The following is a 25870-nucleotide window of genomic DNA, read 5'->3' on the forward strand; positions in this document are numbered from 1 at the left end:
GGTCTGTATTGTAACTAGTTTCTTCACTAAATCAAGTTATGTATTGAATTTATCTTGAATACAACAACTGTTTGGGTGTTGTATAGTCAAGCCTCACGAGCAATTAGTATTGGTCAGCTTCATACGTCACCGTACTTCCACACCCAACCTATCAACGTCCTAGTCTCGAACGGCTCTTTAGAGGAATAAATTCCTAGGGAAATCTTATCTTGAGGTAGGCTTCCCGCTTAGATGCTTTCAGCGGTTATCCCTTCCGAACATAGCTACCCGGCGATGCGACTGGCGTCACAACCGGTACACCAGAGGTTCGTCCACTCTGGTCCTCTCGTACTAGGAGCAGATCCTCTCAAATTTCCAGCGCCCACGGTAGATAGGGACCGAACTGTCTCACGACGTTCTAAACCCAGCTCGCGTACCTCTTTAAATGGCGAACAGCCATACCCTTGGGACCTGCTTCAGCCCCAGGATGAGATGAGCCGACATCGAGGTGCCAAACACCGCCGTCGATATGAACTCTTGGGCGGTATCAGCCTGTTATCCCCAGAGTACCTTTTATCCGTTGAGCGATGGCCCTTCCATACAGAACCACCGGATCACTAAGACCTACTTTCGTACCTGCTCGACTTGTGGGTCTCGCAGTTAAGCGCGCTTTTGCCTTTATACTCTACGCGTGATTTCCGACCACGCTGAGCGCACCTTCGTACTCCTCCGTTACTCTTTAGGAGGAGACCGCCCCAGTCAAACTACCCACCAGACATGGTCCTCGCCCCGGATTACGGGGCAGAGTTAGAACCTCAACATTACCAGGGTGGTATTTCAAGGACGGCTCCATTGGAACTAGCGTTCCAACTTCAAAGCCTCCCACCTATCCTACACAAGTAAGGTCAAAGTTCAATGTCAAGCTGCAGTAAAGGTTCACGGGGTCTTTCCGTCTAGCCGCGGGTACACTGCATCTTCACAGCGATTTCGATTTCACTGAGCCTCTGCTGGAGACAGCGCCGCCATCATTATGCCATTCGTGCAGGTCGGAACTTACCCGACAAGGAATTTCGCTACCTTAGGACCGTTATAGTTACGGCCGCCGTTTACTGGGGCTTCGATCAAGAGCTTCGCTTACGCTAACCCCATCAATTAACCTTCCAGCACCGGGCAGGCATCACACCCTATACGTCCACTTTCGTGTTTGCAGAGTGCTATGTTTTTAATAAACAGTTGCAGCGGCCTGGTTTCTGCGGCTGCCAACCGCTCAGGGAGCAAGTCCCATCACCGTCAGCAGCGTACCTTCTCCCGAAGTTACGGTACCATTTTGCCTAGTTCCTTCAGCAGAGTTCTCTCAAGCGCTTTGGTCTACTCGACCTGACCACCTGTGTCGGTTTCGGGTACGATTCCTGTGTAACTGAAGCTTAGAGACTTTTCCTGGAAGCATGGTATCAGCCACTTCACTGTACAAGTACAGCTTGCTATCGACTCTCAGCATAGAGCACCCCGGATTTGCCTAAGATGCATGCCTACTGTCTTCCACCTGGACAACCAACGCCAGGCTGACTTAACCTTCTCCGTCCTCTCATCGCATTACACAGAAGTATTGGAATATTAACCAATTTCCCATCGACTACGCCTCTCGGCCTCGCCTTAGGGGTCGACTCCCCCAGCCCCGATTAACGTTGGACTGGAACCCTTGGTCTTTCAGCGAACGGGTTTTTCACCCGTTTTGTCGTTACTCACGTCAGCATTCGCACTTCTGATACCTCCAGCATACTTCTCAATACACCTTCATCGGCTTACAGAACGCTCCCCTACCACGTATACTAAGTATACATCCGCAGCTTCGGCACATAGTTTTAGCCCCGTTACATCTTCCGCGCAGGCCGACTCGACTAGTGAGCTATTACGCTTTCTTTAAAGGGTGGCTGCTTCTAAGCCAACCTCCTAGCTGTCTATGCCTTCCCACATCGTTTCCCACTTAACTATGATTTTGGGGCCTTAGCTGGCGGTCTGGATTGTTTTCCTCTTGACTACGGACGTTAGCACCCGCAGTCTGTCTCCCGGATAGTACTCATTGGTATTCGGAGTTTGCATCGGTTTGGTAAGTCGGGATGACCCCCTAGCCGAAACAGTGCTCTACCCCCAATGGTATTCGTCCGAGGCGCTACCTAAATAGCTTTCGGGGAGAACCAGCTATCACCAGGCTTGATTAGCCTTTCACCCCTATCCACAAGTCATCCCCTGGCTTTTCAACGACAGTGGGTTCGGTCCTCCAGTTAGTGTTACCCAACCTTCAACCTGCTCATGGATAGATCGCCTGGTTTCGGGTCTACACCCAGCAACTAAACGCCCTATTAAGACTCGATTTCTCTACGGCTCCCCTATTCGGTTAACCTTGCTACTGAATGTAAGTCGCTGACCCATTATACAAAAGGTACGCAGTCACACCACGAAGGTGCTCCCACTGCTTGTATGCATGCGGTTTCAGGATCTATTTCACTCCCCTCACAGGGGTTCTTTTCGCCTTTCCCTCACGGTACTGGTTCACTATCGGTCAGTCAGGAGTATTTAGCCTTGGAGGATGGTCCCCCCATATTCAGACAAGGTTTCACGTGCCTCGCCCTACTCGTCATCATTGTGTGTGCCCTTTCGTGTACGGGAATATCACCCTCTACGTTCGCACTTCCCAGAGCGTTCCACTAGAACACACACAACTTAATGGGCTGCTCCCCGTTCGCTCGCCGCTACTAAGGGAATCTCAATTGATTTCTTTTCCTAAGGGTACTGAGATGTTTCACTTCCCCTCGTTCGCTTCAATAACCTATGTATTCAGTTATTGATACCCGCCTTATAGCGGGTGGGTTCCCCCATTCAGAAATCTCCGGATCAAAGGATATTTGCCGCCTCCCCGGAGCTTTTCGCAGGCTATCACGTCTTTCATCGCCTCTGACTGCCAAGGCATCCACCACATGCACTTAATTACTTGACTATACAACCCCAAACAGTCGTTAACACATACAAGTGAGTGTTACCGTTGCAAACTTAATTGCTACTATTCGTTGTCTGTGAACTTAATCACCATACAGCTTCAATCTAAATTCATATACCAAAACGCTTGATTCAGTGTTTTTGCTAGTTCTCAATTTCATTCTTTCGAATGAATTGAGTGAACAATTTATTTCAGACTCAATTCTACTAATCTGTTAATGATTAACTACCACCTCGTCGGTGCGTAGTAAACTGTGATAAATCACAGAAGTTAATAAGCTTTCAACTTACTAAGTTCTGTAATCTTTAGCCCGTACTCCGTAAAGTACGTGGTGGAGACTAGGAGAGTCGAACTCCTGACCTCCTGCGTGCAAAGCAGGCGCTCTACCAACTAAGCTAAGTCCCCAGCTTACAATCATAATGAACGACATATCTTCTCATCTAGCAGCTTGTGATTATTTATCACTTCGTCAGTAGTGGTGGGTCTGACAAGACTTGAACTTGTGACCCCACGCTTATCAAGCGTGTGCTCTAACCAACTGAGCTACAGACCCTCAGATACATCTTCGAAGAACAACTTGTTGTGGATTCTTACCAGTCACCAATCTTTCGTTAAGGAGGTGATCCAGCCGCAGGTTCCCCTACGGCTACCTTGTTACGACTTCACCCCAGTCATCGGCCACACCGTGGTAAGCGTCCTCCTTGCGGTTAGACTACCTACTTCTGGTGCAACAAACTCCCATGGTGTGACGGGCGGTGTGTACAAGGCCCGGGAACGTATTCACCGCGGCATTCTGATCCGCGATTACTAGCGATTCCGACTTCATGGAGTCGAGTTGCAGACTCCAATCCGGACTACGATCGGCTTTTTGAGATTAGCATCCTATCGCTAGGTAGCAACCCTTTGTACCGACCATTGTAGCACGTGTGTAGCCCTGGCCGTAAGGGCCATGATGACTTGACGTCGTCCCCGCCTTCCTCCAGTTTGTCACTGGCAGTATCCTTAAAGTTCCCATCCGAAATGCTGGCAAGTAAGGAAAAGGGTTGCGCTCGTTGCGGGACTTAACCCAACATCTCACGACACGATCTGACGACAGCCATGCAGCACCTGTATCTAGATTCCCGAAGGCACCAATCCATCTCTGGAAAGTTTCTAGTATGTCAAGGCCAGGTAAGGTTCTTCGCGTTGCATCGAATTAAACCACATGCTCCACCGCTTGTGCGGGCCCCCGTCAATTCATTTGAGTTTTAGTCTTGCGACCGTACTCCCCAGGCGGTCTACTTATCGCGTTAGCTGCGCCACTAAAGCCTCAAAGGCCCCAACGGCTAGTAGACATCGTTTACGGCATGGACTACCAGGGTATCTAATCCTGTTTGCTCCCCATGCTTTCGTACCTCAGCGTCAGTATTAGGCCAGATGGCTGCCTTCGCCATCGGTATTCCTCCAGATCTCTACGCATTTCACCGCTACACCTGGAATTCTACCATCCTCTCCCATACTCTAGCCATCCAGTATCGAATGCAATTCCCAAGTTAAGCTCGGGGATTTCACATTTGACTTAAATGGCCGCCTACGCACGCTTTACGCCCAGTAAATCCGATTAACGCTCGCACCCTCTGTATTACCGCGGCTGCTGGCACAGAGTTAGCCGGTGCTTATTCTGCGAGTAACGTCCACTATCCAGTAGTATTAATACTAGTAGCCTCCTCCTCGCTTAAAGTGCTTTACAACCATAAGGCCTTCTTCACACACGCGGCATGGCTGGATCAGGGTTCCCCCCATTGTCCAATATTCCCCACTGCTGCCTCCCGTAGGAGTCTGGGCCGTGTCTCAGTCCCAGTGTGGCGGATCATCCTCTCAGACCCGCTACAGATCGTCGCCTTGGTAGGCCTTTACCCCACCAACTAGCTAATCCGACTTAGGCTCATCTATTAGCGCAAGGCCCGAAGGTCCCCTGCTTTCTCCCGTAGGACGTATGCGGTATTAGCATTCCTTTCGGAATGTTGTCCCCCACTAATAGGCAGATTCCTAAGCATTACTCACCCGTCCGCCGCTAGGTCCAGTAGCAAGCTACCTTTCCCCGCTCGACTTGCATGTGTTAAGCCTGCCGCCAGCGTTCAATCTGAGCCATGATCAAACTCTTCAGTTAAAATCATTTTGCACCTTAGTTAAGACAAGGTGCTAATTCTGGCTCATCAATTACTGACAAAAAATTTGCTCAAATAAACTTCGAGAAATTTCTACCAATTATCAATGATAATATATATCGATTGATCAACTAGTAAAAATCCACACAAGTTGTTCTTCTATTCTCTTAATGATCTTCTCAATGGTTCGCCACCATCAAGCTAGGTCGGCTATATTACTCTAAATTTCTTCAAAGTCAACAGGTAATTTAGATATTTTATAAACTTATCAACCAACCCAAGAATCTAACCAATCTAGCCAAATCCTTGTTTATCAACAAGTTTTTATCTGCATCACCGCCGATGGATGTGCATTCTACAGTATTTGACTGCCGTTGCAAGCACTTTTGAAATTTAAATTATTTGGTTGTTTTATTTTTAAACTCAAGTAACTCTAATCCACTGATTTATATGGTTTAAAATTTATCAACCATCTTAAAAGCAGCATAAAATCATATAAGCAATTGTAATTATTCAATTTTATTTAAAATATGTTTTTATTATAAGCAATAAAACTGCTTTATCTTTATTTCTAGTTCTTATTTTAAACAAACCATTGGGCTAAAAAATATTTCAGGCATTCTCCACATGTTAAAAAGCTAATCTCCTAAATAAAAACAACGGTTTTGAGAAACCCAAAACCGTTGTTTTCAATATTTCAATTAGAGTCTTCTGTTAAGAAGCCGTGCCTCTTACAATATTTAAGAAGTAAAGATGACGTTCATACTGATCAATAATGTCTTGAATCAAATCTTCTTGTGTCCAATCCATCACATCATAGTTTTGTCCACCTTCTCTTAAGAAAACTTCTGCTTGATAATATTGAGCCTCATCCGCATCGCCTTGTCCTAACATAAAACTTGGTGGCACTGTTTCATGTGCATATACCGTATAGATAAAGTTAATCTCATGGTGATGGTCAACACGTAACTGCAAACCTTGTTCAGTATTTTGAATATCCACTTCAAGATGACGGCGCTTGAACTCCCGTTGGATACTTTCAAAAGCCTTTCTGACTTGAGTATCAATATAAACCTTCACTTCCTCTTCAGTGTGAGGATAGTGCATGATCAATCCTAAACGTTGTTGCCAACTTCTTGGATTATTGATCGCTCTAGGCGTAGTGCGGGCCTCATTCAACATTCTGGCTTTAGTTGCATCCAGATTTAAGGCTTTTAATAGTCCCCACCCCATCAACATCATAATTAAGGCAAAAGGCAGAGCACTAACCAACATAGACGCTTGTAAAGTTGCCAAACCACCGACTAATAATAAGCACACTGTCAATGCAGCAATTAAAACTACCCAAAATACACGTTGCCATGCAGGCGTATCTTCAGTGTTAGCAGTTAAATAATTAACAACCAAAGCACCAGAGTCAGCAGAAGTCACAAAGAATAAAAGCACTAGAATGGCAGCCACCATACTCATGAGACCTGAGAATGGTAAATGATTTAAAAACTCAAAAAGTGCTACTGACGAATCCTTCTGCACCATTTCCATTAAAGCAATATTATTTTCTTGCATAATGCTAAATAGTGCAGCATTTCCCCAGAATCCCATCCATACAATCGTGAAGCCTGTTGGAATCAAAATGACACCGAGAATGAATTCTCGAACTGTTCGACCACGAGAAACTCTAGCAATGAACATCCCAACAAATGGAGACCATGCAATCCACCACGACCAGTAGAATACTGTCCAACCACCAATCCAACCTGTTGAATCGTAGGCTTGCAAATTGAACGTCATCACAAAAAGATTAGATAAATATTGCCCTGTATTCTCTACTGTTGTGCGTAATAGATGAATCGTTGGACCTGCCAAGAAAACAAAAACGACTAAAAGTACAGCAAGAATTAGATTCAGTTCTGATAAACGTTTTACGCCCTTATCAAGACCTGCGAAAACAGAGAGTCCAGCCAAAATACTGACAAAAATAATCAATCCAATTTGAGTGGGAACACTTTGTTCAATACCGAATAAGTAATTTAATCCAGCATTGACTTGCAGAACACCGAAGCCGAGTGAGGTCGCAACACCAAATATGGTACCTACGGTCGCAAAGGTATCAATTGCATCACCCCATCGACCATAAATACGTTTACCAATAATTGGATATAACGCAGAACGCGTTTTCAAAGGTAAGTTATGACGATAGGCAAAATAAGCAAGTGATAAACCAACCAACGCATATACAGCCCAAGCATGTACGCCCCAGTGGAAGAGCGTAATACGTAAAGCTTCTTTGGCTGCGGCTACGGTTTCAGGGTCACTATTCGGTGGGGTTACATAATGCATGACAGGCTCTGCCACACCAAAGAACATCAGACCGACGCCCATACCCGCTGTAAATAACATCGCGAACCACGAACCATTCCCGTACTCAGGCTGACTATGATCAGGGCCTAACTTAATATTTCCGCTGGAAGAACAGGCGATGTAGACGAGAAGCACAAGGAAAATAGCAACACAGAGAATATAGAACCAACTAAAAGAATCCGTAATCCACTGTTTAGCTTGAGAGGTTAATGTTTCAAATAGATGAGGTGCGACAATTGCAAAGACCAAGAACATTGCAATAATCAGTACTGTACTAAAGAATACGTTCCTGTTGACATTCGACAACGAGGATATTGTTTTGGAAGGCATGATTCCCCCATGTTTTTGTAATGATAATCGACAGACTTTAACGTCAAATAAGGCATTCACAATGTGAATAAAAGCGAGTTCAGAACACGCAAAACTCGTTCAATAGTATAAAAAATGTGAAAAATAAAGCAGTTGTAATGCTGTAACAAAAGCTAATTTTTCTCTTTTGTCGACCTATTCAAAACATGCGGAATGTATTGCAAGGCAATTAATCTTGAAACAATAACTGCGAAATACATTACCCCACCAAACATTTGCAGCATGGTAATTCCGCGAGCCGCAGGACTAATTGGCATGACATCAGAAAGTCCTGTCGCTGACTGCAAACTAAAGCTGAGAAATAATAAATCTAACCATCGCTGTAGTTCTTGTGGCTGATTTGGATTTTGGAAACTATTAGGAATGACAATCTGACAAATACTATAAAGAAAGGCAAATGCCCATGCGATCAAAGTAAAGACCGCACCAGCAGCAAACAACTCATCCTTTGTCAGATAACGATCTGCAAACATATAACGAATCAACCCATAAGCCGCATAGAAATAAGCGAGTGCTTCAAAACTATGTGCTGTAATTTGAACAATTTGACTATCAAAACCAATAAAAATAAGAATCGAAAATACAAATGCCCCACTCACAAAAAACAGTCCCCAAAAAGTAAAAACTGGCGACTGGCGAATAACTTTTGCAATAATTAACAAGGCTAAAACACCCAGTGACCATGTCAACGCTTTATATTGATTATCGTCATACGTCACGGTGCTAAAAATGAGTAAGGCTAATTGGACCATGAGCAGCCAAGCAGATGGTAGCAAACGAAAAGCATTCCAAAATTGTCGTAAAGTTTGCATGTTATTGTCCTTTATTTATCACGGCGCATCACATCTGTTTCTGATCTACTCAATTATGTTGCATCTAAAAATGTCACAATCATCGTGGAAAGTTCTTGTTGTAATCGTTGCTCTTCGATCAAAAAAGTATTTTTACTGGCATAACGCATCATGGTAAATAAAGTACTATTAATGATCACAAAAGATTTATGTTTTAGTGTTTCAAAGTCCCATTGCGGATAATAACGACCAAATAAATACATGCCTATTTCTAAAAAATGTCTTTCTAAAACTTGGGCCGCCTCAGAATCACTATAAGCATGCCAATTCTTCAAGATTTCGATAAAGAAACCATGATCTGACTTTAACGATTCAAAGCCAAATGCAATACTCAATGTGATAATGTCTTGAATAGTTGCATGTTGTTGTAGCATGACCAACTGTTTAAGTGCCTGCCCCAAATCTTCACTTTTTCTTAGTAATAGTTCAGCAACAATTTGCTCTTTATTTTCGAAATATTGGTAAATAGAACCCACACTAACACCTGATTTTTCAGATATTTTTGGTGTAGTCAGTTGTAATACCCCATTTTCAGAAATACATTTTTGTGTTCCCTCTAAAATACTTTCTACAATCATTTTTGCACGCTGTTGTTGCGGTCTTTTTCTCATTTCCAACCTCAAAATAAATGCGAATTGAATGCGAATAATTATTCATATTAAGCTTTGATTAAATAACAAGCAAAGGTGTTATGCAATGCAAAGCATCAACAAACCGACACGTTTAGCTTCATTTGAAGAAATGATTCAATCCAATCTCAAAACCAAGATCTTGCGCTATATGATTGATCAAGATGTGCAGCCCAGCTATGACGAATATTTAGCATTGAATAATGCTTTACAAAGTGGTGATAAACCCATGGATCAAGTCATGCAATGGGTCATGCAGAATCCTCGAGAGCATCGTAAATATTTTGAAATAGCTCTTTATGAAGGTATTGATCAACTTCCACATGAGATCCCAGAACTTGCTCGGTTTTTCAGGATGATTGAAGCAAAACCACACTGGTATGAGCAAAGCAAAATCGATGAGGCCATTAAATTTACTTATCGCTTAGGCGCAAATAATGGTTTTATCCTTCGAGACTTATCACTCATGACGGGCTACATGTATCCAGGTTTTAATCAACCTTTGGTATTGACAGGCGCCTTAAAAAAGCAAGCTGGAACACGTCTCGCCGAAACAACCAAATGGTGGGTTGATATTACTGAACCAGATGGCTTCGAACGTTTTAGTAAAGGTTTTACCTCAACTATTTTTGTTCGCTTTATTCATTCTCTAGTCCGCCATCAGCTTAAAAAATCTGAGAAATGGGATGCTGAGACTTGGGGTTTGCCGATCAATCAATATGATCAAGCCATGACCAATATTGCATTTAGTGGAGTCGTGTTACTTGGCATTCGTGCACTAGGTATTTTTCCGACACAACAAGAAGTCGAAAGTTTCCTACACTTTTGGAAATATGCAGGTTGGCTGATGGGCGTTGAAGAAAAATGGCTCGTCGATAAAGAGTCTGAAGGCTGGAAGCTGATTTATTGGATGCAGTTTGCCCATCCTAAATCGGATGAAAGCAGTATTTCATTGGGTTCTAGCTTATCGAAAGAGCCTTTTGAACGTAAATATCGTTATTTAAGAGGCTTTCAGCAGCAATTGGCTTATCGACAGCATTTAGAAATTACCCAGTTTTTTATAGGTCGTAAGAAAATGAAAAACTTAGGCTTGGCACCACAATCAGCGTCATGGTTTGCCTATTATCTGATTTGTCGGAATTTAACTTTATATAGCGGTGCAAAATATCTTCCGAAATTAAATCATTTCCTTGAAGAGAAAGGTCGAAATTTACAGAAAATGGGATTGTCTTTGTATCGCAATCAAGGTCAAAAACTTGCCAGTATGCATCAATAAAACATAAAAAAGCCCTCAGTTCATGAGGGCTTTTTTGAATCGTTGAGCTTAGTGGTCAGATGCACCAGAAGCGCCGATACCTGTCATTGAACGCACGAACTGAGCGTCAAATGCTTTACGTTCTTTTTCTGCACGTGCTGATTTATCAGTTACAGAGAAGAACCAACAGCAGAAGAATGATAATGGCATTGCAAATAATGCTGGGCCATTGAATGGGTTAGGTGCAGATTCAGAAATCGCTAATGTATCTACCCAAACTGCTTTAGAAAGGATAATTAAGATCACTGCACCAAGTAAACCAACCACACCACCAATCACTGCACCGCGAGTCGTCAAACCTTTCCAGAACATTGATAACACAAGAACTGGGAAGTTTGCACAACAAGCCACTGAGAATGCTAAACCAACCATGAACGCAACGTTTTGCTTTTCAAACAGGATCCCGAGGATCATTGCAAAAATCGCCAAACCTAAAGTTGCAATTTTAGACATACGTAATTCAGATTCAGGTGTCGTTTTCCCTTTCTTGAATACGTTTGCATAAAGGTCATGTGAAATCGCAGAAGCGCCTGAAAGTGTTAAACCAGCAACAACGGCAAGGATCGTCGCGAAAGCAACTGCTGAAATGAAGCCCATGAACAGGTCGCCACCAACAGCATCACTTAAGTGAACCGCAGCCATGTTGTTACCACCAACTAACTCTAACTTACCTGTCATAGCCGCTTTCGCTACATCAAGGAATTGAGGGTTGTTTGCAACAAATAAGATCGCACCAAAACCGATAATGAACGTTAAAAGATAGAAGTAACCAATGAAACCTGTTGCTACAACAACGGATTTACGTGCTTCTTTTGCATCTTTAACAGTAAAGAAACGCATTAAGATATGTGGTAAACCTGCTGTACCGAACATCAATGCAAGACCAAGCGATAATGCATCAATTGGATTGGCTGCCAATTTACCCGGCCCCATGATATGAGCCGCCTCTTCCCAGCTTAAGCTATGCGCTTGACCATAAGCACCAATGGCTTGGTTGAACATATTGGTAAAGCTAAAGCCAACTGCTTTCATCACCATGAATGCCATGAAAGTTGCACCACTGAGTAATAGCACAGCTTTAATAATTTGCACCCAAGTTGTCGCTAACATACCACCGAACATCACGTAAGCCATCATGAGTAAACCCACGATTACGACAGCGATGTTATAGTTCAAACCAAACAATAGTTTGATTAGCTGACCTGCACCTACCATTTGAGCGATCAAATAGAATGCAACAACCACTAATGAACTTAATGCAGCAAGTGTACGAACAGGTTTTTCCTCTAAGCGGAAAGACACAACATCTGAAAGGTTGTATTTCCCTAGGTTACGTAAACGTTCTGCAACTAAGAATAGAACGATCGGCCAACCCACCATGAAACCAAGTGAATAGAGCAAGCCATCAAAGCCTGAGCTAAACACCAAAGCAGAAATACCGAGGAAGGATGCTGCTGACATATAGTCACCCGCAATCGCCAAACCATTTTGGAAACCACTGATACCACCACCAGCAGTATAGAAATCTTGAGTCGATTGCGTTTGTTTCGCTGCCCATTTAGTAATGAACAATGTGAAACCGACAAAGATCGTAAACATGATAATCGCATGCCAGTTGGTTGCTTGCTGTTCTGCTGCACCTAAATCTGGGCCAGCAAAAGCAAGACTGGAACTGAGTAGGCCTACGAGCGCGAGTAATGTCGCTTTAAATGATGTCCCTTTCATCTCAGTGCATCCCTTTTTCATGTGTGATCGCCTCAACTTCCTTGAGGGCATCTTCATTTAACTGATCGAGTTTATTGTTAGCGATATATGAATACACACCACACAACACGAAAGACAACACGATAATACCTAAACCAAGAGGCATACCCCATGTCGTCACACCACCGCTAAATGAGCTTGCTAAAAACTCTTTGTTATAGCCAACCAAAAGCATGAAGCCGACGTAGATAACCAACATAATTGCTGTTAATGTCCAACTTAATGTACGCTTCTTGCTAACCATCTCTTGAAACTTTGGATTATGTAGAATTCGATCTACCTGTGAATCATCCATAACCAACTCCTTATTTTTGTGTCCAACCATGGACCCCTTTTTCAAATGGGATTTTTCATTATCCAAATTAACAAGAATTAGCTTGACTCGTAACTTAGACTTTGGTCTCTAAATGCAAATCTCTACTCATCTCAGTACCTGTGTATCGGGTATGATAAAAAATGGAATTTGATCACGTGGGCAATATGAATAGCTGGCTTATTATTGGGGTTCTTGCCATATATATCGTGGTGCTATTCGGCTGTGCATTTTTTGGAGAAAAACATGCAAGTCGATTGAGTATGCGCGGTCGAATGCTGCTGTTCAGTTTAACTTTAGGCGTATATTGCTCATCATGGACTTTTTACGGCGCAACAGGCGCAGCAGTTCGTGAAGGCGTGATTTTTCTGCCAATTTATCTCGGCCCATTACTTTTTATTTGGTTTGGTTACGATATTTGGAAACGTCTCGGGCGTATTCGGCAATATCATGCAATTTCCTCAATTGCAGATTTTGTCGCTGCCCGTTACGGCAAAAGTGGTAGCCTCGCCGCACTGGTCACAATTTTGGCCGTCATCGCCATTATTCCTTATCTTGCTTTGCAGTTGCGTGCGATTGCGCTCAGTGCATCCGTCATTCTCGAACAAAATGCGCATGTGACGACAACCACAAATAGCGTATTACTGCTCACTGCTCTGCTCGCGATTTTGGCAATGATATTCGGAACACGTCATATTGCCCACACCGAACAACATGGCGGCTTAATGCTTGCTGTGGCATTTGAATCCTTTGTTAAGTTATTTGCTTTGCTCTGTGTTGCTGGTTTTTTCTTATTACAATCACCTGAAAATATTAAACAAGTCAGCACCGATGTCAGTCAGCATTTTCATGATTTACAGGAGCTTGGCGTACCTGAAACTTTCTGGATTCAAACGCTTTTAGCCGCATTAGCCATGATTTGTTTACCACGCCAGTTCCATGTAGCTGTGGTGGAATTAAGAGATGAAAAACATATTCGTGGTGCACGTCGCTGGTTTGCGGTTTATTTGATTTTAACCATTATTGCCATTATCCCAATCGCAAGTTGGGCACTGCATTCTTTACCTGAATCCCTTGGTACACCAGACATTGCAGTACTTGCTCTACCGCTGAGCTATGAACAAGAATGGTTAGCTTTATTGGCATTTTTAGGTGGTTTTTCAGCATCTACAGGAATGCTATTGGTGGCCTCGGTTGCCTTATCAATCATGCTCAGTAATGACTTGATCATGCCTGCACTTTGGCGCTTTAAAATCATTTCACGCCAAGATCAACATTTACCAAGAGTACTAAAGCTAACTCGACGCATCAGCATTGTCAGCGTGATGCTGTTAGGATTCTTATTTTTCCATTTCTTCAATGATATCAACCAACTTTCTGTATTTGGTTTATTGGCCTTTAGTGCTGTTGCACAATTTTCACCTGCGTTAATCGGTGGTTTATATTGGCGTGGGGCAAGTCGTCAGGGAGTTTATGCGGGTTTAATCATTGGCTTTTTGATGTGGAGCTATACACTCTTATTCCCAACTGTATTGCGCAGCCTACCTGATCATTACCAAGACTTTGCTCAGCATATTTTGTTATTTGGCCCATTTGATATTAATAGTCTACGCCCTGAAGCCATACTTGGCTTTGAGTCTTTTGCACCACTAACTCATGGAGTTTTATGGTCACTTGGATTAAATATCGCATCCTATATTTGGGTTTCTCGCCTTTATCGCCCAAGTGTGGCAGAGCAGATACAGGCTGAAAGCTTTTTCTATTATGAAAGCAAACCCCTTCCTTCTGCCAAAACCTCTACAGATTTGACCGATTTACACCACAACGCAGCGCGTCTCAAAGTAGGTGATCTATTGGCATTGGCGAAGCGAATCACAGGTGACCGACCAACCACCCAAGCATTCCAGCAATTTTGTGAACAAAATCATGTCGTACTCAATGAAAATCATGTGGCGAATGGGATGTGGTGGCGTTTTACCGAACAATATCTCGCGGGGATTATCGGTGCAGCTTCAGCACGTACCTTACTGACCACAGCCTTGATCAATAATGGACTTGCTTTAGGACAAGTCGCCAACATTCTAGACCAAGCATCTCAATGGCAGCGCTTTAATCAAAATTTATTGATGACCATGATTGACCACATGACCCAAGGGGTGAGTGTGGTCGATAAAAATATGTGTTTGGTCGCGTGGAATAATCAATACCTTAAACTTTTTGATTATCCAAAGGATTTGGTTTATGTCGGCTGTCCAATTGCTGATTTGATTCGCTATAACGCGGAACGTGGAGAATGTGGCCCCGGCCCTGTTGAAGAACATGTGCGTAAACGTATCCATTGGATGAAAGTAGGAAGTGCCCATGAATTCGAACGTATTCGTAAAGATGGCCTAGTGATTCAAATGCGCGGAAATCCCATTGAAGGCGGTGGCTTTGTCACTACATTTGCTGATATTACGGCTTTCCGTGAAAATGAAGCCATTCTCGAAGAAAGAGTGAGTGATCGTACACGCCAGTTAGCCGATGCATTGACTGAACAGCAGCTTGCCTTGGAACAAGCAGACAAAGCCAATCAATCAAAAAGTCGCTTTTTGGCCGCAGCCAGCCACGATCTACTTCAACCTATGCATGCTGCTCGCTTGTTTAGTACGGCATTGGAACAAAGTGTTGAAAGTCCCGAAGATCAACAAACTTTACAGCAATTAGATCGTGCCTTATATGGTGCAGAAAGCATGCTCTCTGCCCTGCTCGATATTGCACGCTTAGAAGGTGGTACGATTCAACCGAAGCGTCAGCCTTATTCACTACATGATCTACTCAGTGATCTGGAACTTCAATTCAAATCTATTGCAGCTCAACGCGATATACAACTTAAAGTCCATGACACTCAATTTTGGGTAGATACCGATCCTCAATGGATGCGACGGATTATCCAGAACTTTGTTAGCAATGCATTGCGTTATACCGCTCAGGGACGTGTCGTCGTTGGGGTGCTTCGCTCAGCACAACGTCCAAATCATATTCGAATCGGTGTCTGGGATACAGGGCCAGGAATCAATGAACAACAACGCGTCAAACTCTTCCAAGAATTTGAACGTTGTGGACATACATCACCTTGGGGCGAGCAAGGGCTTGGTTTGGGTCTTGCCATCGTGCAGCGTATGACCAGTCTGCTTGATTTTCCTGTGCATGTTTATTCTGAACTTGGCAAAGGCTCATGCTTCATGATTGAAGTGCCTCTCACAGCAGCACCTCAAATTGAAACTATTACGCCAACCATGACCGCACTGCAACATACAGCATATAAAGTGTTGTGTTTGGATAATGACGAAACGATTTTGGAAGGTATGCGGACGCTACTGAGTAAATGGGGCTACCAAATTTTCACGGCAACAGAGCCAGATGAAGCCCTCAAATTGATTCAAGAAAATGATATTCAAGTCTGGCTCATTGACCAGCACTTGAATAATGAACAACGTGGGCTCGATTTTATTGAACAATATCGAACTGCCAATATTCCTGTGGCTTTAATTACAGCTGATTCTGATCCTGAGTTGCCGCAACGTTTGAAGCAACAGAATATCGTTTTACTGAAAAAACCACTGAAACCCGCTGGCTTGCGTGCATGGTTGTCAGGCTTAAAAATCATGCCAATGTCTTAAGTAGCAAATTATTTTGTTAAATAGGCAAAACTGTTCAGAAAAAGGCACTTTATTTGATATAAAATTGACCAAAGTGCTCAAATGACCTTTGCCTATGGCAAAAATTATCACTTACATTAGTGAACGTTTGTACACTTACTTACAATTATACAAGATATTGTTTTTAAACTATTTATTATTATAAAAACGGCTATCTACAACTTTAGTCGTATTCTACTTGCATTCGGAATCCCTCATAAATTGATCAAACTGATAGAAACCTAGGCTTTTCCTTTTCGGGTTTCTAACAAGACCGTCATAAAGGACAATGATCATGAATAGCAATTCAGCCATTTCAGAACAGAATGCTCTACAATTTTATCGTCAATACAGTGCTAACGCATTATTACCTGAGTTAGACTGGCAAAAAGTTTTTGGACAAAGTGAACTTAATGATGTTCACCTTCGCGCACTCAACACACTGTATCAAGCAGCTGTTCCATTGGCGTTAAAAGTTTTCCACGAATTAAATTTTGATGTTTTTGCACCTGCGGCTTACCATCCTCAAGGACTGGGCTTATTTGATAAGTTAGCGCAGCAAGAAGAACAGTTTCTTCAAGTCTTAGAAAATGAATCAGCACATCTCGACCATGGAACACGTCATCAAATGTGGAGTATGTTGTTACGTGGCGGTGCTGTATTGGTCTTTAAAGCATGGCTAGGGCATGTCAAATCAGGTAACAGCGAATTAGATAAAACTCAATTTGATGAACTTTCTGATCTGTTATTTATTAAAACGCGTCCAGAACAATTGGCCCAACGTTTGAAAGTAAATTCTCAAGCTGCACTGACACATATATTCTTGATGCATGAAAATGATGTATTTCTCGATCATTTTAATAGTTTAGAAACCGCTGCAATGTTCGTAGATTTAGGTGTTTATGATGCTGCGTTCTTGAGCTTAAGAGATGACCGTGTTGCTGAATATCTCAAAGCAAAAGGTTATGTGACTCAAGAACAAATCGATGATTTGCAATGTGCTCTTAATCCCTTGTATTGCGATAGTTTGATGCCAAAACAAGATTGCTTGGCTTAAAAGCACAAATAAAACAAGGTGGAATCATCCACCTTGTTTTTTCATCACTTAGAACTTCATGCTCATACGCATCCAGTAATTACGTCCAATATTATTGAACTGCTCAGTAGCTGCGTAACCAAACATCGACGCACCTGCTTTATTTAAATGCTCGGTGTAAGCTTTGTCCAAAACGTTATCAATCCCTACCGAAACATCTACAGCATCAGTCAGTTTATAAGTTCCATTCACTGCCAATGTATTGAATGCTTTGCTTTCATTCATATCATAGCCAACGACATTACCTTCATTCAAACTCACACGACTTTGCTTAGCAACCGCACGCCATAATAGACCTAAACTATATTTTTCATCGACATAACGAAGATTGAGTCGCCCTTCCAAAGGTGCAATTTGTGGTAAAGCTCGATCATCGGATGTATTTTCACCCCAAGCATACATGGTTGAAACATCGGCTTGGAGACGATCCGTAAATTGATAGCCAACACCGGCTTCTGCGCCTGCAATTGTGGCATCAACATTACGAGCCAATGGCTGTCTCTTACTTGGCGTATATTCCATTAAGATGAAGTCTTTAATCAAACCAGCATAAGCTGATGCCCATGCATTCCAAGCACCATGTTCAGCTTGGAAGCCAAGGTCAAGTTGTGCCGTACGTTCAGTCTTGAGATTGTCTAAATTATCCAGCATACGATAAGTTGTCACACCCATCATATCTGTTGTGCCAACACCTCGATCTGTTGACGTGCTATACAATTCCCAAAAATCTGGTGTACGTTCCACATAGCCCAAACCTGCGTAAGTTTTTAATCCATGCTCAGGTAGATTCTTCTCAATACGGATAAAACCGCTTGGCAAAGTATCTTTACGGTCTTTACCATTTTCCAGATTATCAATCTTGACCTGATCAACACGTGCGCCAGCAACTAATTTTTGATCTGGATCAAAGGCATATGTCCATTCACTAAAAGCCCCATAAGATTGGAATTTTAAGTCTTCAGCATACGGCGAGTTCATGGATGGCATGGCATACATAATCATGTCACCACCATGTTTATTCTGCTGTGTATCCACACCAGAAACGACGCTAAATTTATCCCAATCAGTTGTTACTGCGAGACGTGTATTTAAAGTACGGCGATCAACGCGCATCGACATCTTATTCGGTACAGTCATCTCCATACCGTGCATCTTCATCGTCGTCATCGGCGGCGTGCGTAAACTATAATTATCCATCACATGATCGTTATAACTGTAGTCCACTTGGGCTTCAATTTTCTTAATCACCTCTGTGATATTTTTCTGTTCAGCGTGTAATCCTAAACTTTCACGCTTAAACTGCGAGCCATCCATAGTGCGTCCTGCATAAGCAGCTTCACCATCACCCTTGCCTGCACGTAGTTCCAACCACGAATCCTCAGTTGGTTTCCAACCCAAGGCAAGATCAGCATTCCAACGCTCCCAATTTGAGTGAATGCTTTGATCATCCCCATCTTTATAGTCATCTGCGACAGAACGATTCACATTTAAACGTGCATATTTAGTTTCATCGCCAATTGCAGCTTCTACATTATGATCTAATCGACCATACGTACCGATTAAAACACTGGCTTGCCCACGATAAGGCTGATCTTTACTCAGGTTTTCAGGCTGACGCTCAAATATTACCGTTGCAGCAGAGCCAGGCGTTGCATATTGCACCGTTTGTGGCCCTTTAATCACAGTAATTTTATCGAAACTTTCTGGCTGAATATAAGAAGTCGGCGCGTCCATACGATTCGGACATGCACCCAAATTTTCACTACCATCAACAAGCATCTTAATCCGTGAACCAAACATGCCACGGAAAGTCACATCACCATTGGTTCCACCATTCTTAATGGCATTAAAACCCATGATACTTTGTAAATAATCCGCCCCATCCGTTGCAGGAACGGGTTGAATCGGTTGTTTAGGATCAGCATGGATAATCAATCCATTTGCATCATTCGGCTGTACCGCTGTAACAACAATTGGCGCTAAAACAACAGGGGCTGGTTGTTCTGACTGTACATCGGTATTTGCCCATAAAACTGTTGTATTTGAGGCAGCAAGAATCGCAACCGTCAGTGGTTGTAATAAAAATTTAGGTTGAGCCATGATCGGTCTCTCTTAAAACATAAGTAAAACTAGGCTAGGGTTTTGAAAACCCTAATGAAATTGACGTTTTAATTTATGCAAAGAGTGGCGGCGCTCGCCCTTGGGGAAGTAAAAACAGGCGTTGCAGTAAGAAGAAAACGTGGCGAAACGCTTGCTGATACGCAACTAAACGAACTTGGATCCGAACCAGAACTTCTTTTACACCCAACTCAGGCGGCAATATCAGATTGGCATAGACCGTACAATACTGGCACTGATGGCTTGGATCATGATGATCATGCGCCGATGTAGATGCGGATGTTTGTTCAAGTTGATGTGAATGATGATGAGCATGGTGCTGTGATTGACTCTGCTCAGCTTGTACTTTGGGTAACAATAAAGCTTTGGTAATCGTTTCACAGACTGGTGCAATTTGATACTGCTTCGGAAGTAGCGGCTGCAAAAATACCGCAATCTGTAAACAGACCGCGGCAAATGCAAGCAACAAACCACAACGAAACAAAGAAAACATCTCAATTAAAGACAGTACAACTTAACGTTTAACTGTAACTTTCTCTTTTTCACGTTGGCGAACTACTTTTTCGACTTTTTCACGTGCACGTTGACGTTTTAACGGCGATAAATAATCAACAAAAAGTTTGCCATTTAAGTGATCCATTTCATGTTGGATACAAACAGCGAGAAGTTCGTCAGCTTCTAACTCAAATGCTTGACCTTCAAGGTTAATTGCCTCGATTTTTACGCGTGACGGACGCTCAACTTTGTCGTATATTTGAGGCACAGAGAGACAGCCTTCTTCATAAGGCTGCGTTTCTTGAGTCAGTGGAGTGACTTTGGGGTTGATGAACACCATCGGTTGATTTTTCTCTTCAGAAAGGTCCATGACAATAAGCTGAATATGATGATCAACCTGAGTTGCCGCTAAACCTATACCCGGTGCCTCGTACATGGTTTCTAACATATCTGCTGCAAGCTGACGAATATCATCAGTGACTTCTTCGACTGGCTTAGCAATGGTACGAAGACGGGAATCAGGAAAACTTAAAATAGGTAATAAGGCCATACTGTTCCTCATTTATGCCATTGATCAGAAAACCAACTGAAGGGAATGCTTGATCAAAAAATTGTGTGTAAAGTCGTTATTATAGCGCAACTACACACATAATTTTTAGGAATTATGATAATGAAAAAGGTTTTAAACGGCATACAATCATTTCATGCCTTGGGGTTAAAAAAACAACTGATTGCGGTTGCGATTTGTGCGGGATTAGGTATGAGCGTAAATCTGGCTCATGCAGCAAGTCCAAATGTCAGCCCTCCTTCTGTTAAAGCGGGTGCACCAAACGTTTATGTGGTGAAAAAAGGCGATACGCTTTGGGATATTTCTGGAAAATTCTTAAGCAAGCCATGGCGTTGGCCTGAAATCTGGGCAAGCAACAAACATGTGAAAAATCCTCACTGGATTTATCCAGGTGACAAACTGCTTCTTTGTAGCCTGAACGGTAAACCTTTAATTGGTAAAGATGAAGGCGATGGCTGTGATGGTATCATCCGTCGTTATTCTGGGAATACATCTAACTTACGCCCACAGGTACGTATTGAAGCGTTAAATAATAGTGTTCCTGTTATTCCACTGGCGCATATTCAACAATGGTTAGAACGGACATCGGTACTTCCTGCTGAGGCAATTGCAAATACGCCTTATATTCTGGGTACAGCAGATAACCGTGTCTTGGCTGGTAAAGGTCAAAGCGTCTATGTTCGTGGTCAAGGTCTCGAAAATGGTCAGCGTTATGGCGTATTCCGTGAAGGTCAACCTTATATCGTGTTAGACCAAAATGGTAAAAAGCAAAACTTAGGTGTTGAACTCACACAAGTGGCATCTGGCGTTGCAATTACCAGTGAAAATGACATTACTACAGTTGAACTCACAGATAGTTATAACGGCGAAGTTCGTCGTGGTGACCGCGTGATGCTTGAACAAGACGCGATGTTACCCACCTTATTCTACCCGACTGATGCAAACCAAGTCCGTGACGGCGGTAAAGTCATCCGTGTGATGGGATCAATCGGTACTGCCGCGAAAAATGGCGTTGTTACGGTAGACCGTGGTACAGCTGATGGTGTTGAAATCGGTCAAGTGTTCAGCACATACCAAGAGGGTGAAACGGTACGTGATCCAAAAACCAAAGAGAAAGTAAAATTACCGGGTCAATATGTGGGTAGTGTTATGATCTTTAAGAGTTTTGATCGTATTAGCTATGCCTACGTATTGGAAAGTGAACTCCCAATCAAAGTGGGTTCAGACATCAAACCACCTCGTCTTGATGACTAAGTTCTAAACGATGTTGAATCAACTATCACCCCATCACTACCAAACTGTGTTGGTGTGGTATTTGGTTCAACATTCTCTCTCAAGTTTCCAAAAAATTATTCAACATTTTGGAAGCTGTGAACAGGCAACACAATCACATCGTTTCCCAGAATGGAAACAGCTTGGTTTACATGCCAATCATTTAAAACGTTTGGACGAGTTTCTCAGCCCTGAGGGCCAACAGAAATTCGAACAGATTGTACAGCTGATTCTGAAACACACAGACTTCATTCTCACGCCAAAAGATATTGACTACCCGACCCAACTCCTACCCTATTCAGATCATCCACCGATTCTCTTCGGTCAGGGACAAGCACAAGCTTTATTACAACCGCAAATTGCGATGGTTGGGAGTCGGAAACCGAGTCCACATGGTCGTCAAGTTGCGTATGATTTTGCTTATTATTTAAGTGAAAAAGGTTTTTATATTAGCAGTGGTTTAGCTCATGGAATTGATGAAGCAGCACATCGTGGTGGCTTAAGCCATCATCGAACCATTGCCGTTGTGGGAACAGGCTTAGATACGGTTTATCCTTCTCAAAATAAGACGCTTGCACAACAGATTGTTCAATCAGGTGCTATCGTGACTGAGTTTCTTCCAACCACAATGCCTTTACAGCAACATTTTCCGCGAAGAAATCGGATTGTGAGTGGTCTGAGTCTCGGTGTTGTTGTGATTGAAGCCGCTCTACAAAGTGGGTCACTTATTACTGCGAATAAAGCGGCTGAACAAGGCAAGCTAGTGTTTGCGATACCTGGGCATATCTACAGTGAATTCCACCAAGGCTGCCATCAACTGATTCGTGAGGGTGCTATTCTCATCGATCATCCTGAACAAATTATTGAAGATTTGGCACTTCCAACCCAGTGGCAAACACAGCAACAACCAAGCAAAGAAAAAGAAATAGTCGAAGCGCCTGCACACATTCCAACGAATTTACTCCCTCTGTATCAGCAGCTTGATTGGGTAGGACAAGATCTCGATCAACTCGCACAAAGCTCCCCGACTTCTGCCGCAGAACTCACTGCCCAGTTAATGGAACTTGAGTTATTGGGATTATGTATGCAACAAGGTGGTCGCTATTTACGTTGTCGACCAATGCTTTAAACTAGTAAGTCCCTATCTTTTACTTATCCTCATCCTATGATCACATCCTCAACATCTGAAGCAGCACAACTTTTAAAACAGGGTCAGGTGCTCGCCTATCCAACTGAAGCAGTTTGGGGCTTGGGTTGTGATCCATTCAACGAACAAGCGTTTCAAAATATTCTCGAACTGAAGCATCGCCCAATAGAGAAAGGCGTTATTCTATTAGCGGGTCATTTAAATCAAGTAGAGCACTTACTACATCGTCTAAGCGCTGAAATCCGTCAGCAAGTCATTGCAAGTTGGTCAAATCGTCAACCAACCGAGCGTGCAACCACATGGTTATTACCAGCGGATGAACAGATTCCAACATGGATTAAAGGACAACATCCTTTAGTGGCTGTACGTGTAACGACTCATCCTTTATGCGTTGAACTATGCAATCATTTTGGTGGTTTTATTGTCTCGACGAGTGCCAATCCTGCGGGTCTTAATCCAGCCCAAAGTCTGCACGAAACAGAAAATTATTTTGGTAATTCGCTCAATTATTTAGAGGGTGAATTAGGGCTTAGCCAACAACCAAGCCGCATCCTCAATGCACTTACTGGTGAAGTCATTCGGGCATAATCAGTGAATTTCACAAAAAAAAAGCTCAGTTATATAGGGATAACTGAGCATAAAAAGGATGTGTAAATCACATCCAGAGGGTTCATCAATTTGGTTAGCAACGTCTTCATTCTAAAAACGAATCAGCTCGCTATGGAAAGTATTATGGATCAATCGTTCAACTTATACAAATATATTATTTATCTAACAAAAAATGTGAAAAGCGCACCATTTTTGTCAGTTTTAAAATTTCAATAAAATTATATTTATATTTTTATTCAGCTTTTTTTTGATCGTAAATTTCGACATTATTGAAAATATATTTGTAAATCATATAGAAAGAATGAACGCCTAATAAATAATTTAGTGCGTTTGTTGCTATTTTAAACAAATACACCTCATCATTTCATATTTAAGAAGCCGTTTCAACTAACTGTGAAGGTACTTTCATGGTTTTCTTCTGTGCCATTATGATGCCGACTAGGATCATCATCCCACCAATCGTATGGTAGATTGTCCAATGCTCAGATAACCAAAGACTGGCAATAATTGCGGTAAATACTGGCATAAGATTCATAAAAATACTGGTACGGTTAGGGCCAATTGCTTGAACAGCCACCATCCACAATAAAGGCGCAATCAATGATGGAAAAACACCTGCATATAGCACGCTTGCAGCATTGTCAGCATTAATCCCATCTAAGCCAAACCAAAGTAAAAATGGTACGTGATACAATAACGCAAAGCCAATTTGTACATAAAGGCTGGTCAATAGCGGCAGCTTTAATTGCCATTTTTTGAGGAATACACCATAGAATGCGTAGAAACCAACCGCAACCACCATAACAGCATCGCCCCAGTGTCCACCCTGCTCAAATAAGCTGGAGATATGCCCCTGACTCATCACATAGATCAGACCTGCAAATGACAGTAAGCTGCCAAAGATTGCAAAGCGATTTGGCACATCTTTTAAGATCAGATAGGAAATAAAAATGGTAAAGACTGGAACAAAGGCATTCACAATTCCCATGTTGGTCGCCGTCGTATAGTGGGCAGCGGTATAAGACAGCCCTTGATATAACACCATCCCAAACGCACTCAACACGGCCAGTTTACCTAAATCTTTTCCAATCACCGCGCGTTGCTTCCACACTTTTGGTAGCATGAAAGGCGTTAAAATCAGAAAAGCGACAAACCAACGATAGAAACTGATACTCACAGGTGAAATATAATCAGCAACATAACGCGTTACAGCGATATTAAGCGACCAAATTAACACTGCAATCAGTGGCAAAACAAATGCCCACTTTTGATATTTACTCAACTGAACCATCATCAATCTCAGCACATTTACCTGATGTGTGTATTGTGAAAGATGTCTAATTTAATTGAAATATCGTATTTCAGACATTTATATCGCAGTTACGACATACGAATTTTAGAACAGATCCCATGTTCGCATCGCGTGCTCAACCACTTTATGCAGTTGCTCTACATTTGCGCCATCTCTTGCTTGTATGGTGAGTCCCTGTAAAACAGTGGCATAGAAATCCGCTATTTCTTGTAATGGTGCGGTTTCTACAACATCCCCCTCTGCGACGGCTTGTTGTAAACGCTCAAGTAATTTTTGTTTGGTCTTGAGCCTTTTTTCTAAAATATTGTGTTGCACCTCTTGAGCATGATCAGAACAGTTCATCGTCGCCACAACTAACATACAGCCCGAAGGTTTATCTGGCTGTGCCAAACGTTGCACGTTATCGTAAAGAAACAACTCAAAAGCAACTTTGGCAGTTTTAGCTTCTAAAAAAATGGCTTCAATTGGACAGGCTTCGTGTGCAAGATAATAATCGATACATTTATAAAACAGCGTCGTCTTATCTCCAAAACTACTATATAAACTCGGCGCAGTCAGTGCCAAAGCTTGTGTGAGATCACTAATCGACGTTGCTTCATAGCCATGCTCCCAAAATAACAACATCGCTTTTTCTAAGGCCTGTTGCTCATCAAAGCACTTTGGACGTCCACGCTTCTTTTTTGCTGGATGATCACAAGGTTCTTGTTCAGATACATTGTTATTTGTCATAAGGGTTACACATTATTTTATAACGATCATTATTAAATTAATTGACGCATCAATTTTTATCAACTATTTTATTTTATAACAATTGTTATAAAAATATCCCTATCGCCTAATTTTATTATCA

Annotated in this window: 16 protein-coding genes, 2 tRNA genes and 2 rRNA genes; 6 read left to right on the top strand and 14 right to left on the bottom strand. The window is 42.4% G+C overall.

What is annotated here, in order from left to right:
• Window positions 1-82: 82 nt before the first annotated feature.
• From F959_RS15355 to F959_RS15385, 7 genes are all read right to left on the bottom strand, one after another.
• Window positions 83-2974, bottom strand: a 23S ribosomal RNA gene (locus F959_RS15355).
• A gap of 329 nt (window positions 2975-3303) precedes the next feature.
• Window positions 3304-3379 (bottom strand) — tRNA-Ala (locus F959_RS15360).
• Window positions 3380-3450: 71 nt separating this feature from the next.
• Window positions 3451-3527 (bottom strand) — tRNA-Ile (locus F959_RS15365).
• A 59-nt stretch (window positions 3528-3586) separates the two neighbouring features.
• A 16S ribosomal RNA gene (locus F959_RS15370) occupies window positions 3587-5123 on the bottom strand.
• The 16S and 23S rRNA genes sit together here with 2 tRNA genes alongside, the layout of an rRNA operon.
• Window positions 5124-5835: 712 nt before the next feature.
• Window positions 5836-7812 (bottom strand): BCCT family transporter, encoded by a 1977-nt coding sequence (locus F959_RS15375; protein ID WP_029424896.1) that lies wholly within the window; start codon window positions 7810-7812, stop codon window positions 5836-5838.
• Window positions 7813-7964: 152 nt separating this feature from the next.
• The gene (locus F959_RS15380) at window positions 7965-8663 is read right to left on the bottom strand and encodes an ion channel (protein ID WP_004881945.1); all 699 of its coding nucleotides are present in this window, start codon (window positions 8661-8663) and stop codon (window positions 7965-7967) included.
• Window positions 8664-8716: 53 nt separating this feature from the next.
• Window positions 8717-9313 (bottom strand): TetR/AcrR family transcriptional regulator, encoded by a 597-nt coding sequence (locus F959_RS15385; RefSeq protein ID WP_004881948.1) that lies wholly within the window; start codon window positions 9311-9313, stop codon window positions 8717-8719.
• Window positions 9314-9398: 85 nt separating this feature from the next.
• On the opposite strand from F959_RS15385, the gene F959_RS15390 reads away from it, so the two are divergent.
• Window positions 9399-10607 carry an oxygenase MpaB family protein gene (locus tag F959_RS15390; protein WP_004881951.1) on the top strand — a complete coding sequence of 403 codons (1209 nt, stop codon included), beginning with the start codon at window positions 9399-9401 and terminating at the stop codon, window positions 10605-10607.
• A gap of 48 nt (window positions 10608-10655) precedes the next feature.
• Here the strand turns inward: F959_RS15390 and F959_RS15395 are convergent, their stop codons facing one another.
• Window positions 10656-12371, bottom strand: coding sequence for a cation acetate symporter (locus tag F959_RS15395; protein WP_007478632.1), 1716 nt, complete (start codon window positions 12369-12371; stop codon window positions 10656-10658).
• A gap of 1 nt (window position 12372) precedes the next feature.
• Entirely contained in the window at window positions 12373-12705 is a 333-nt protein-coding gene (locus F959_RS15400; RefSeq protein WP_004881955.1) for a DUF485 domain-containing protein, read from the bottom strand.
• 185 nt (window positions 12706-12890) lie between these two features.
• Here F959_RS15400 and F959_RS15405 point away from each other — a divergent pair, with 185 nt between their 5' ends.
• Entirely contained in the window at window positions 12891-16385 is a 3495-nt protein-coding gene (locus F959_RS15405; protein ID WP_162098234.1) for a PAS domain-containing hybrid sensor histidine kinase/response regulator, read from the top strand.
• Window positions 16386-16698: 313 nt separating this feature from the next.
• Complete coding sequence (locus F959_RS15410) at window positions 16699-17460, top strand: hypothetical protein (protein ID WP_004881959.1); 762 nt, start codon at window positions 16699-16701, stop codon at window positions 17458-17460.
• Window positions 17461-17508: 48 nt separating this feature from the next.
• On the opposite strand, the gene F959_RS15415 is transcribed toward F959_RS15410, so the two are convergent.
• From F959_RS15415 to def, 3 genes are all read right to left on the bottom strand, one after another.
• Window positions 17509-19599 carry a TonB-dependent copper receptor gene (locus tag F959_RS15415; RefSeq protein WP_004881961.1) on the bottom strand — a complete coding sequence of 697 codons (2091 nt, stop codon included), beginning with the start codon at window positions 19597-19599 and terminating at the stop codon, window positions 17509-17511.
• 73 nt (window positions 19600-19672) lie between these two features.
• Complete coding sequence (locus tag F959_RS15420) at window positions 19673-20110, bottom strand: DUF2946 family protein (RefSeq protein ID WP_004881962.1); 438 nt, start codon at window positions 20108-20110, stop codon at window positions 19673-19675.
• A gap of 21 nt (window positions 20111-20131) precedes the next feature.
• Window positions 20132-20662, bottom strand: coding sequence for a peptide deformylase (gene def, locus F959_RS15425; RefSeq protein ID WP_004881964.1), 531 nt, complete (start codon window positions 20660-20662; stop codon window positions 20132-20134).
• A gap of 120 nt (window positions 20663-20782) precedes the next feature.
• Between def and F959_RS15430 the strand changes: the two genes are divergently transcribed.
• From F959_RS15430 to F959_RS15440, 3 genes are read left to right on the top strand one after another with little or no spacing between them, the layout of a single operon-like run.
• Window positions 20783-21934 carry a LysM peptidoglycan-binding domain-containing protein gene (locus F959_RS15430; protein ID WP_004881966.1) on the top strand — a complete coding sequence of 384 codons (1152 nt, stop codon included), beginning with the start codon at window positions 20783-20785 and terminating at the stop codon, window positions 21932-21934.
• A 10-nt stretch (window positions 21935-21944) separates the two neighbouring features.
• Entirely contained in the window at window positions 21945-23081 is a 1137-nt protein-coding gene (dprA, locus tag F959_RS15435; RefSeq protein ID WP_004881968.1) for a DNA-processing protein DprA, read from the top strand.
• A gap of 36 nt (window positions 23082-23117) precedes the next feature.
• Entirely contained in the window at window positions 23118-23687 is a 570-nt protein-coding gene (locus F959_RS15440) for an L-threonylcarbamoyladenylate synthase type 1 TsaC (protein ID WP_004881969.1), read from the top strand.
• Between the two features lie 391 nt (window positions 23688-24078).
• Here the strand turns inward: F959_RS15440 and F959_RS15445 are convergent, their stop codons facing one another.
• Complete coding sequence (locus F959_RS15445; RefSeq protein WP_004881972.1) at window positions 24079-24999, bottom strand: DMT family transporter; 921 nt, start codon at window positions 24997-24999, stop codon at window positions 24079-24081.
• A gap of 105 nt (window positions 25000-25104) precedes the next feature.
• Complete coding sequence (locus F959_RS15450; protein WP_004881974.1) at window positions 25105-25749, bottom strand: TetR/AcrR family transcriptional regulator; 645 nt, start codon at window positions 25747-25749, stop codon at window positions 25105-25107.
• Between the last annotated feature and the right edge of the window lie 121 nt (window positions 25750-25870).

The organism is Acinetobacter venetianus RAG-1 = CIP 110063 (assembly GCF_000368585.1).
Taxonomy (GTDB): domain Bacteria; phylum Pseudomonadota; class Gammaproteobacteria; order Pseudomonadales; family Moraxellaceae; genus Acinetobacter; species Acinetobacter venetianus.

Coding starts and splice junctions, on each gene's coding strand:
- F959_RS15375 (WP_029424896.1), bottom strand. CDS start 7,812: ATGCCTTCCAAAACAATATCCTCGTTGTCGAATGTCAACAGGAACGTA.
- F959_RS15380 (WP_004881945.1), bottom strand. CDS start 8,663: ATGCAAACTTTACGACAATTTTGGAATGCTTTTCGTTTGCTACCATCT.
- F959_RS15385 (WP_004881948.1), bottom strand. CDS start 9,313: ATGAGAAAAAGACCGCAACAACAGCGTGCAAAAATGATTGTAGAAAGT.
- F959_RS15390 (WP_004881951.1), top strand. CDS start 9,399: ATGCAAAGCATCAACAAACCGACACGTTTAGCTTCATTTGAAGAAATG.
- F959_RS15395 (WP_007478632.1), bottom strand. CDS start 12,371: ATGAAAGGGACATCATTTAAAGCGACATTACTCGCGCTCGTAGGCCTA.
- F959_RS15400 (WP_004881955.1), bottom strand. CDS start 12,705: ATGGATGATTCACAGGTAGATCGAATTCTACATAATCCAAAGTTTCAA.
- F959_RS15405 (WP_162098234.1), top strand. CDS start 12,891: ATGAATAGCTGGCTTATTATTGGGGTTCTTGCCATATATATCGTGGTG.
- F959_RS15410 (WP_004881959.1), top strand. CDS start 16,699: ATGAATAGCAATTCAGCCATTTCAGAACAGAATGCTCTACAATTTTAT.
- F959_RS15415 (WP_004881961.1), bottom strand. CDS start 19,599: ATGGCTCAACCTAAATTTTTATTACAACCACTGACGGTTGCGATTCTT.
- F959_RS15420 (WP_004881962.1), bottom strand. CDS start 20,110: ATGTTTTCTTTGTTTCGTTGTGGTTTGTTGCTTGCATTTGCCGCGGTC.
- def (WP_004881964.1), bottom strand. CDS start 20,662: ATGGCCTTATTACCTATTTTAAGTTTTCCTGATTCCCGTCTTCGTACC.
- F959_RS15430 (WP_004881966.1), top strand. CDS start 20,783: ATGAAAAAGGTTTTAAACGGCATACAATCATTTCATGCCTTGGGGTTA.
- dprA (WP_004881968.1), top strand. CDS start 21,945: ATGTTGAATCAACTATCACCCCATCACTACCAAACTGTGTTGGTGTGG.
- F959_RS15440 (WP_004881969.1), top strand. CDS start 23,118: ATGATCACATCCTCAACATCTGAAGCAGCACAACTTTTAAAACAGGGT.
- F959_RS15445 (WP_004881972.1), bottom strand. CDS start 24,999: ATGGTTCAGTTGAGTAAATATCAAAAGTGGGCATTTGTTTTGCCACTG.
- F959_RS15450 (WP_004881974.1), bottom strand. CDS start 25,749: ATGACAAATAACAATGTATCTGAACAAGAACCTTGTGATCATCCAGCA.